The organism is Streptomyces odonnellii (genome assembly GCF_000981895.1).
Lineage (GTDB): Bacteria > Actinomycetota > Actinomycetes > Streptomycetales > Streptomycetaceae > Streptomyces > Streptomyces odonnellii.
In genome coordinates, this window is sequence record NZ_LATD01000353.1 from 1 (window position 1) to 10,404 (window position 10,404).

9 protein-coding genes are annotated in these 10,404 nt (G+C 72.2%); 4 read left to right on the forward strand and 5 right to left on the reverse strand.

The genetic code is table 11. From position 1 onward, the window contains the following. Positions 1-490, reverse strand: a 490-nt coding sequence (locus WH07_RS29005; protein WP_232789094.1) for a hypothetical protein, incomplete at its 3' end; no start/stop codon positions are given. Further along, entirely contained in the window at positions 487-1,443 is a 957-nt protein-coding gene (gene rsmH, locus WH07_RS29010) for a 16S rRNA (cytosine(1402)-N(4))-methyltransferase RsmH (RefSeq protein WP_046506289.1), read from the reverse strand. The genes WH07_RS29005 and rsmH, both read right to left, overlap by 4 nt. 473 nt (positions 1,444-1,916) lie before the next feature. On the opposite strand from rsmH, the gene WH07_RS29015 reads away from it, so the two are divergent. The 4 genes from WH07_RS29015 (at position 1,917) to WH07_RS29030 (ending at position 7,521) form a co-directional block, all read left to right on the forward strand. Further along, positions 1,917-2,480, forward strand: coding sequence for a beta-class carbonic anhydrase (locus tag WH07_RS29015; RefSeq protein WP_046506291.1), 564 nt, complete (start codon positions 1,917-1,919; stop codon positions 2,478-2,480). A gap of 198 nt (positions 2,481-2,678) precedes the next feature. Beyond that, positions 2,679-3,755 (forward strand): AAA family ATPase, encoded by a 1,077-nt coding sequence (locus tag WH07_RS29020; protein ID WP_046506311.1) that lies wholly within the window; start codon positions 2,679-2,681, stop codon positions 3,753-3,755. Further along, positions 3,755-5,110 (forward strand): DUF58 domain-containing protein, encoded by a 1,356-nt coding sequence (locus WH07_RS29025; RefSeq protein WP_046506293.1) that lies wholly within the window; start codon positions 3,755-3,757, stop codon positions 5,108-5,110. Before WH07_RS29020 ends, WH07_RS29025 begins: the two co-directional genes overlap by 1 nt. Beyond that, the gene (locus tag WH07_RS29030) at positions 5,107-7,521 is read left to right on the forward strand and encodes a transglutaminase TgpA family protein (RefSeq protein WP_046506296.1); all 2,415 of its coding nucleotides are present in this window, start codon (positions 5,107-5,109) and stop codon (positions 7,519-7,521) included. The genes WH07_RS29025 and WH07_RS29030 overlap by 4 nt, the downstream gene beginning before the upstream one ends. Before the next feature lie 133 nt (positions 7,522-7,654). Here the strand turns inward: WH07_RS29030 and WH07_RS29035 are convergent, their stop codons facing one another. From WH07_RS29035 to WH07_RS29045, 3 genes are all read right to left on the reverse strand, one after another. Next, a complete protein-coding gene (locus WH07_RS29035; RefSeq protein ID WP_046506299.1) occupies positions 7,655-8,050 on the reverse strand; it encodes a DUF3040 domain-containing protein in 396 nt (131 codons plus the stop codon). A gap of 286 nt (positions 8,051-8,336) precedes the next feature. Beyond that, positions 8,337-9,122: a class I SAM-dependent methyltransferase gene (locus WH07_RS29040; RefSeq protein WP_046506301.1), complete on the reverse strand. Its 786-nt coding sequence runs from the start codon at positions 9,120-9,122 to the stop codon at positions 8,337-8,339. A gap of 94 nt (positions 9,123-9,216) precedes the next feature. Further along, positions 9,217-9,756, reverse strand: a complete 540-nt coding sequence (locus WH07_RS29045) for an SAV_6107 family HEPN domain-containing protein (protein ID WP_046506304.1) — start codon at positions 9,754-9,756, stop codon at positions 9,217-9,219. Positions 9,757-10,404 lie beyond the last annotated feature (648 nt).

The following is a 10,404-nucleotide window of genomic DNA, read 5'->3' on the forward strand; positions in this document are numbered from 1 at the left end:
CGGCGGGGGCCGGCGACGAGGGGACGGGCACCGGCTCCGGAGCCGTCGGCGGTGTCTCCTCCATCGTGTCCATCCCGTACGGCGGTACGGACGGCTGGCCGGTCGGCTGCGCGGGCACCGGACTGTCGGCCGCTGCGGGCACTCCCCGTACCGTCCCGTCGGGATTGAGGAAGGCGGGGCTGCCGCCGGGCACCATGCCCAGCTCGCGGGCCCGGCGCTCCAGGGCGTTCGGCGCCAGATGGGCGTCCACGTCCCGCTGCAGCGCCTGCTGCTCGTCGGTGAGGTCGGTGGTGCGCTTCTTGAGTTCGCTGAGCCGGAACGAGCCTTCGTTGAGCGACGAGTTCAGCAGCAGCAGGATGATCAGTCCGCCGCCGAGGAGCACGACGACCAGCAGGACGAAGGGGGTGCGGGCCGCCGAACTGGCCCCGGACGGCATCAGTTCGGCGAGCCGTGCCGCCCGTCCCCGGAGGTGCTTGGACGGTCCGCTCACCGCACGTCCTCCCGGATCCGCCGCGCTCCCCGCAGCCGGGCCGGAGCCGCGCGCCGGTTCTCCGCGACCTCTTCCTCCGTGGGCAGCTCGGCGCCGCGGGTGAGCAGTTCGAGCCGGGGCTGGTACTGCTCCGGTACGACGGGCAGGCCGGGCGGCGCGGTGCCCGTGGCGCCGGCCGCGAAGACCTGTTTGACGAGACGGTCCTCCAGCGAGTGGTACGAGAGGACCGCGATGCGGCCGCCGACGGCGAGGCGCGCCACGGCCGCCGGGATCGCCCGCTCCAGTACGGCCAGCTCGCCGTTGACCTCGATGCGCAGGGCCTGGAAGGTGCGCTTGGCGGGGTTGCCACCGGTGCGCTTGGCGGCCTGGGGCAGGGCGTCGCGGATCAGCTCGACGAGCCGGGCGCTGCGGGTGAAGGGCTCCTTCTCGCGCTCCCTGACGATCGCGGAGACGATCCTCCTGGCCTGTTTCTCCTCACCGTACGCGCGCAGGATCCGGACCAGTTCGCCGGGCGGATAGGTGTTGAGGACCTCGGCGGCGCTGACTCCGGCCGTCTGGTCCATACGCATGTCGAGCGGCGAGTCCTGGGCGTACGCGAAGCCGCGCTCCGCCTCGTCGAGCTGCATCGAGGAGACACCGAGGTCGAAGAGGACACCCTGGACACGGGGGGTTCCCAGCCGGTCGAGGACCTCGGGCAGCTCGTCGTAGACGGCGTGCACGAGGGTGGCGCGGTCGGCGTACGGGGCGAGCCGCTCGGCGGAGAGCCGCAGCGCCTCCTGGTCACGGTCGAGGGCGATCAGCCGGGCGGCGGGGAAGGCGGTGAGCAGGGCCTCGCTGTGGCCGCCGAGGCCGAGGGTGCAGTCCACGACGACCGCGCCGGGCTCGGCGAGGGCGGGGGCCAGCAGGTCGAGGCACCGCTGGAGCATCACGGGGACGTGCCGGACCTGGTTCATACCCGCTCCTCCCGGGGGCCGCTGCCGGTACGTTCCGCGGGCGCGCGGCCTTCCGTGACTCGCTGGCTGCGCTCGCTCATGCGCCCTCTCAGGTCCGGCGCGGTCATACGTACCGCCGGGTCCCCGCCCGCTCAGAAGGGGAGGTCCGCCGGCGCCGGGAAGGGCGTCGGCCGACCGTCGAGCGGGAGGAGGCCGAGCCGCACGTACGCCGCACTCGCGGGGAATTCGGAATGTGCCCGGGGCGTGCCCGGGATCTTCGCGCCACTTTAGTCCACCGCCAGGTGCGGTTCCCGGTCAAGGAACCGGCCAGCGCGTCGCCGGAATCACTCACCACAAGACCATAAACGGAACAATTCACCCGCTCAGGCTCGCCATACTCACTCTTGTGGGGTAGCTCACACCAAGCCAAGTTGACGTTCTTTGTCCGCTCTCACACCGGGCCGAACCGGCGCCGGGCCATTACCGTCATAGCTATGTCGACTTCCGCACACCTGCCCACCGAGCCCTTCGCGGCTCCCGCCGGTGCGGCACGTACCGGCGGGACGGTCACGGACCGTCTCGTAGACGCGAACCACCTCTACGCCGCCGGGTTCACGGACCCGGGGATGGACGCACGGCCCGTCCTGCGCGTGGCCGTGGTCGCCTGCATGGACGCCCGACTCGACCTGCACGACGCCCTCGGCCTCTCCCTGGGCGACTGTCACACCATCCGTAACGCCGGCGGCGTGGTCACCGACGACGTCGTACGCTCCCTCACCATCAGCCAGCGCGCACTCGGCACCCGCAGCGTGGTGCTGATCCACCACACCGGCTGCGGCCTGGAGAGCCTCACCGAGGACTTCCGGCACGAGCTGGAGATGGAGGTCGGACAGCGGCCTTCATGGGCCGTGGAGTCGTTCCGCGACGTCGACCAGGACGTACGGCAGTCGATGCAGCGCATCAGGACATCGCCCTTCCTGCTGCACAGGGACGACATCCGAGGGTTTGTCTTCGACGTGAAGACGGGCCTGTTGAGAGAGATCGACCCGGTCACCTGACCGCCACCGGCACGACTTGGACGGCAAAGCCGACATATCCCTCCCACTTATCCACAGGCGAGTGACACGAAGCGGTAACGGCAACAAGAATGCGTCTGTGACAGCGTTCCGGAACTTTCCGCGGACGGTGTCCGTGTTTCGGGGTGGGCCGGGCCGTCCGATGAGCATCGGCCCGTGGAAAGGGCCGAGGAGGGCCGGGTGACGACCTATGACGATCGAGCGAGCCTCACTGATCTGACCACCACAGCGGAGCGTGTCCGCACATCGGTGGAGGGTGTGATCGAGGGCAAGCCTGAGGTCGTACGGCTTTCGCTGACCGTGCTCCTCGCCGAGGGGCATCTTCTGATCGAAGATGTCCCCGGCGTGGGCAAGACGATGCTGGCCAAAGCGCTGGCGCGGTCCATCGACTGTTCGGTGCGGCGTATTCAGTTCACTCCCGACCTGCTGCCGTCGGACATCACCGGGGTGTCCATCTTCGACCAGCAGCGGCGGGACTTCGAGTTCAAACCGGGCGCGATCTTCGCCCAGATCGTGATCGGCGACGAAATCAACCGCGCTTCGCCCAAGACCCAGTCGGCACTGCTGGAGTCCATGGAGGAGCGCCAGGTCACCATCGACGGGCAGAGTTATGAACTGCCCAGCCCCTTCATGGTGGTGGCCACCCAGAACCCGGTGGAGATGGAAGGCACGTATCCGCTGCCCGAGGCGCAGCGCGACCGCTTCATGGCCCGGGTGTCGATCGGCTACCCCAGCGCGGAGGCCGAGTTGCAGATGCTGGACGTGCACGGCGGGATCTCCCCGCTGGACGACCTCCAGCCGGTGGCGCACGCGCATGACATCGTGAAGCTGATAGACGCGGTGCGTACGGTGCATGTCGCCGATTCCGTACGGCGGTACGCGGTGGACCTGGTGGGCGCGACGCGCAACCACGCGGACATCAGACTGGGCGCCTCACCACGCGCCACGCTCCATCTGCTGCGCGCGGCGAAGGCCGCGGCGGCGCTGAGCGGCCGGGACTACGCGCTGCCGGACGATGTCCAGGCGCTGGCGGTCGCGGTGCTGGCGCACCGGCTGCTGCCCACGGCCCAGGCCCAGTTGAACCGCCGTACGGCCGAGCAGGTCGTGCTGGAGATCCTGCAGCGCACCCCGGTGCCCACCGACGGCGGGCACGGCCAGGGCCGTCAGGCGGCGGGCATGCCCGGTGGTCCCGGCAACGGTGTCGGCGGGCCCGGCGGGCCGCTCTACGGCCGGCAGGCCGGCGTACGGCGGCTGTGATGGCATCCGCGGGGCCGGCCGCGGCGGACGGCGAGGAGCGGGGCGGACTGCGGCCCGCCCTGGCCGGACTGACCACACGCGGCCGGTCGTTCCTGGCCGCCGGTATCGCCGCGGCGGTCTGCGCCTTCGTCCTGGGCCAGTCGGATCTGCTGCGGGTCGGGTTCCTGCTGGCCGCGCTGCCGCTGATCTGTGTGGCCGTCCTGTACCACACCCGCTACCGGGTGGCGGGCAGCCGACGGCTGTCGCCCTCCCGGGTCCCCGCGGGCTCCGAGGCGCGGGTGCAGCTCCGGATGGACAACGTCACGCGGATGCCCACGGGGCTGCTGATGCTCCAGGACCATGTGCCGTATGTGCTGGGCCCGCGGCCCCGGTTCGTGCTGGACCGGGTGGAGCCGGGCGGCCGGCGTGAGGTGTCCTACCGGGTGCGTTCGGATCTGCGCGGCCGGTATCCGCTGGGGCCGCTTCAGCTCCGGCTGAGCGACCCCTTCGGCATGTGCGAACTGACGCGTTCGTTCAGCGCGTTCGACACCCTGACGGTCGTCCCGCGCACCGAACCGCTGCCGCCGGTGCGGCTCATGGGCGAGTCCTCGGGGTACGGCGACGGGCGGCAGCGCTCGCAGGCGCTGGCCGGCGAGGACGATGTGATCCCCCGCGGCTACCGGCACGGTGACGATCTGCGCCGGGTGCACTGGCGCTCCACCGCGCGGTACGGCGAGTTGATGGTGCGCCGTGAGGAACAGCCGCAGCGGGCGCGGTGCACCGTACTGCTGGACACCAGACGGAGCGCCTACGAAGGGTCGGGGCCCGACTCGGCCTTCGAGTGGGCGGTGTCAGGCGCGGCCTCGGTGCTGGTGCATCTGCTGGAACACGGCTTCGCGGTAAGGCTGTTGACGGACACCGGCGACTCGGTGCCGGGCGACGGCGCGGACGGCTATGCCGGGGCGACTCAGGGCGCGGCCGACTCGGCCGGGCTGCTGATGGACACCCTCGCGGTGGTCGACCACTCCGAGGAGACGGGCCTCTCGGCGGCGTACGAGGTCCTGCGCGGCGGCGAGGGGCTGCTGGTGGCGTTCTTCGGCGATCTGGACGAGGAACAGACCGCGGTGGCGGCCCGGATGCGGCAGCGCAGCGGCACAGCCGTCGCCTTCGTGCTCGACAGTACGGGCTGGGCGCCCGGCCTCGGGGCCGACAGCCAGGTCGAGGAGCGGCTGCGGCAGCTCCGCGAGGCGGGCTGGACGGCGCTGGTCGTGCCCTCGGGCGCGGCACTGCCCGAGCTGTGGCGGCTGGCGGCGCGACAGCGCTCGGAATCGGCCGTCCCGGGCGGCACGACAAGCTTCTCCGGAGGATGGGCATGAGCGGTCGTGGAAGGCTGGCGCTGTGCGCCTTCGCCGCCACGCTGATGGCGGCGGGCGCGCTGGTACCGCTGGTCCGGCCGGCCACCTGGCTGCTGCACGCCGCGATCATGGTGGCGCTGGTGAGCGGGGTGGGCGCGCTGGCCAGACGGGCGCCGCTGGCGAGATCGCTGACCGTGGCGCTCCAGGCCGCCGCTGTGTTGCTGATGCTCACGGTGGTCTTCGCGTCGGACCGGGCGCTGCTCGGCTTCCTGCCCTCACCGGGGGTCTTCCAGGAGTTCGGGCGGCTGCTGACAGCGGGCGGCGAGGATGTCGGGCGGTACGCGATACCGGCGCCGGCGACCGACGGCATCAGGCTGATGCTGGTGGGCGGTGTCGTGGTGATCGGGCTCGCGGTGGACGCCCTCGCGGTGACCTTCCGCAGCGCGGCCCCGGCGGGGCTGCCGCTGCTCGCGCTGTACTCGGTCGCGGCGGGGCTCTCCGGCGGCGAGGGCGGCTGGCTGTGGTTCCTGCTCGCGGCGTCCGGCTATCTGCTGCTGCTCCTGGCCGAGGGGCGGGACCGGCTGTCGCAGTGGGGCCGGGTGTTCGGCGGTGCCTCGCGCGCGCAGGGCCGGTTCGCGGCCGGTCTGGAGGCGGCGGGCCGTGCGCCCGCCCCGGTCCGTACCGGCCGCAGGATCGGGGTGGTCGCGCTGGGGATCGCCCTGGCGGTCCCGGCTGCCCTGCCCACCCTGGACGGCGGGCTGCTGGCGAACGCGGGCAGCGGGAACGGCTCGGGGCTGGGCGGCGGGGGCACCATCTCCGCGGTGAATCCGCTGGTCTCGCTCCAGGACAATCTCAATCAGCCCACGGACCGCGAGGCCCTGAGCTACAAGACCAACGCGCCCAACACCCAGAACATGTATCTGCGGATCATGGCGCTGGACCGGTTCGACGGCACGGCCTGGAAATTCTCGCAGCGCAAGGTCGAGGACGTACCGGACCGGCTGCCCGACCCGCCGGGCCTCAGCCGGGCGGTCAGCACCCGCGAGATCACCACCACGATCTCGGCAGCGGGCTGGTACCAGCAGAACTATCTGCCGATGCCCTATCCGGCGAGCAGGGTGAAGATCGACGGCGACTGGCGCTTCGAGCCCGAGGGCCGGACGCTGGTGGGCGACCGGGGGCAGTCGACACGCGGGGCCCAGTACCAGGTCAGCAGCCTCATGGTGAATCCGACCGCGGAGCAGCTCGCCTCCGCGCCCGAGGCCCCGAGAGCCCTGCGCCGCGAGTACACCGAGGTCCCGTCCTTCCTGCCGACCGTGGTCAGGACGACCGCCCTGGAGGTCACCGAGGGCGCGGCCAACGACTACGAGAGGGCCGTCAGGCTTCAGGACTGGTTCGCGCTGGACGGGGGCTTCACCTATGACACCCAGGTCGACTCGGGCACCGGAGTCACCGCGATCACGCGCTTCCTGAAGAACAGGGAAGGCTTCTGCGTCCACTTCTCGTTCACGATGGCCGCCATGGCCCGCACCCTGGGCATACCGGCGCGGGTGGCGGTGGGCTTCACCCCGGGCTCCCCGCAGTCGGACGGCAGTATGTCCGTCGGGCTGCGTGACGCGCACGCCTGGCCGGAGCTGTATTTCGAGGGGGTCGGCTGGACCCGTTTCGAGCCGACCCCGAGCCGTGGCACCGCCCCCGACTACACCCGCCCGGACGCCCCCACCAGTGACGAGAGCGACCCGAGTCGCCCCGAGGCCAGCGCCTCGGCCGCGCCGTCGGTCGCACCGTCCGCCTCCGAGAGCTGCCAGGCACAGCCGACGCCCGCGGCCGAGTGCGCCACGATCGCGCCGGGCGCTGCTGCACCGCCCACGGACTCGGGCGGCCTGTGGGGCGGCCTGCTGGTGATCGGCCGGGCCGTGGTGCTGCTGGCGGGGCTGATCACGCTCACCCTGTTGCCTCTGCTGTTGCGGACCGACGCGCGGGCGAGACGGCTGGGCTCTCGTGGCCGTACGGAGGCCGACGCCCGGGCGCGGACACTCGCCGTCTGGCAGGAGATAACCGATACGGCCTGGGACCTCGGCATCCCGCCGGACGACGCGCAGACACCGCGCAGGACGGCCGCCCGGCTGGTACGGCTGGGCAAGCTGGACGGCCCGGCGGCGGAGGCGGTGCACCGGGTGGCGGGCTCCGTGGAGCAGGTGCTGTACGCGCGGGAGCCCCGGCCGGGTACGGGGCTGGCCGAGGACGCCCGGCTGATCCGCGCGGGGCTGCGCGCCCCGGTGAGCCGCTGGACCCGGCTGCGGGCACTGCTGGTGCCGCGCTCGTCCGTACGAGTGGTCTGGGCCGCTGCGGCCCGCTGGCGGGCGGTCACGGCCCGCTGGGGCAGGCGCCGTCCCCGTACGGACACTCCGGGACCGGCTCTCACCCGCTGACGCGCCTTCCCGCTCGCGCCGGGGAAGGACTGATCCGGGAAGCGGGTACGGGCTGATCCGGAAACGGCTGAGGGGCGAACGCATTGTGCGTTCGCCCCTCAGCCGTACGGTCAAATCCAGGAACCGCGGGGACTCACTGGCCCTGTTCGTCACGGCGGCGCTGCCACCGCTGCTCGATCCGGTTCATCATCGAGCGACGCTGTCTCGGTTGTCGCTGGGCTGCCGGGGCCGTGCCCGATGTCGGCTGCTCACCCGGCTTGGGCGCCTTGCGCCACCCTGTGACCGCCAGGACCGCACAGCCCAGCATGACGAGGAATCCCACCACGCTGATCCAGATCTGCTGGGCGACCATTCCGGCCATGAGGAGCGCGATACCCACCAGGAAGCCTGCCACTGCCTGGTAGACCCGTCGCCGGGTGTACGTACGCAGCCCGCTTCCCTCAAGCGCTGTCGCGAACTTGGGATCTTCGGCGTACAGCGCTCGCTCCATTTGCTCGAGCATTCGCTGCTCGTGCTCCGAGAGCGGCACGGAGTCCTCCTAGTCGTCGGTCGCGGGGGGCGACCGCTATGCGGCTCCTTCAAGGATAGGCAGGGAATCGCCCCCGTGAAACCCGCCCTCAACGCCATTTCGCCATTCTGGGCCGACATGTCGGCTCGGTTGTTGAGGCGTTGATTCCCCAACCACCGATCCGTCATGCCGGATGGTGTACATCGATCATACGGCGCCCGGCGCCCCATCGGGGGGCCTGTGGCGCACACCATCCACGGCTGCGCCGCTGATCAGCCCGGCGATCACCGCGCGGCCCCCGCCGGACTCAGTCCCGCTTCTCGCCCAGGACATGGAGCTGGGTGGCCACCGAGTGGAAGGCGGGCAGCTCGGCGGCGGCCGCTTCGAGCTTCAGCAGGGCCTCCAGGGCCCCGGGCTCGGTGTCCACCAGGCTGCCGGGGACCAGGTCCGCGAAGACCCGTACACCATGGACGGCCCCGATCCGCAGACCGGCGCCCGCCGCCAGATCCGTCAGTTGCCCGGCGGTGAAGCGCCGGGGCACCGGGTCGCCCTCGCCCCAGCGTCCCTCCGGGTCGGTGAGCGCCTGCCTGGCCTCGTTGAAGTGCCCGGCGAGCGCCCGGGCCAGCACGGCGCCGCCCAGGCCCGCCGCGAGCAGGCTGAGCGCGCCGTCCGGGCGGAGCGCGTCCACCGCGTTCCGTACGTCCTGCGCCGGGTCGTCCACGTACTCCAGGACGCCGTGGCACAGGACCGCGTCGAAGCCGCCGCGCTCCACCACGTCGAAGAGCCCATGGATGTCGCCCTGCACCCCGCGGACGCGCTCGGCCACGCCCGCCTCGGCCGCCCGGCGCTCCAGCGCGAAGAGCGCGTTCGGGCTGGGGTCGACCACGGTGACCCGATGCCCCAGACGGGCGACCGGCACCGCGAAGCTGCCCGTGCCCCCTCCCGTGTCGAGCACGTCCAGGACGTCCGTCCCCGCCACCTTGGCCCGGCGTTCGAGAGCGTCCTTCAGGACCTCCCAGACCACGGCGGTACGGAGGGAGCCGCGGGGACGCGATGGCGTCTCCCCACCGGTGACAGGGGAACGGTCCGACACGGCAGTTGACTCCTCGGCGCGGTGCCGCCGCGGGCGGCGGGGCGTGGAACGGTGCGGGCTCCGCCCACCCTATTGCCTCGGCCGTCCCACCGGCTCATCCAGCGGCGCCCCCCTGCCGCGGCCCCTCGGCCGCCGGCCCGGGCAGCATCGGCTCCAGCACGAGCAGCCGCTCCACCAGGCGCAGGAACATGGCGGTGTCGCGCAGCAGATCGTCGGCGTCACGGCTGCTCGCCGCGCCCCGGATGCCCGCCTCGGCGCGCGCCCTACGCTGGGCGCCCGAGGCGAAGAGCGCGCTCCACTCGGTCAGCTCGGGGGCTATCTCGGGCAGGACGTCCCAGGCGCTCCTGATCCGGCGGCGCCCGCGCGGGGTGGTCTCGGGGCGGCCACGGGCCGCGAGCACCGCGGCGGCGGTCCGCAGGGCCGCGAGATGGGCGGTGGCATAGCGCTCGTTCGGAGTGTCCAGCGTGGCTGCCTCGTCGAGTCCCGTACGGGCCTGGGCGAGCAGATCGAGGGCCGCCGGCGGCGCCGAGGCCCGGCGGCGCACGGGATGGACGTCGGTGGGCGGTCCGGTCAGTGAGGGGGCAGGGCCGTCTGTACGAGGCCGGCGCGCGGCACCGGCGTAGGAGCTGGCCATGACGAACCTCCTGTCGTCGTGTGACGGCGCTGTGGCCGTATGTGTCCATCTTGAGGGGCACCACTGACAATCGGCTCTGACCTGCGATTTTGCTTCGCTCGTGCGTTCGGAGTCGGTTCTGTGCCAACTGGCCGGCGCACAACTCGGCCGTCGGTACGACACGTGCGAGGAAGGCGCGTACAGCGAGGGCGCGTACGGGGAGGGCGCGCGGGCAGCGCGAAAGGCAGTGCACGGAAAAGTCCGGTGCGGCTCGGTCCTGTCGAGCCGCACCGGACTTCCGTACCTGCCACGTGCTGGTGCCCACCGGCACCCGTTTCCCCGTGATACATGAACCGGTGATACGTGAACCGGAGAGCCCGAATCCCCGTGATCCCCCGTGGTCCCGGGCCCTCCGTCGTGCGCCCCCGTTCCGTCGGGGGAGCCGCGCCGTTCCGCCGCCCCGTGTCGGCGGTGCCGGCGCCGCGCCCCTTCCGTGCTCCCCACTCTTCCGTCCGCGCAGGTGACGCCCCATCCGCGCGCCTACTCAACTCCCCTGCTGAGTACGCGTACTCAGTCCTCCGTACTCCGGCCCACTCCCACGCCGCCCACCGCCGCCGCCACCGCCGCCGGGCAGGGCGCCGGGCGGGGAAACGCCTGGCCGGAGACGGG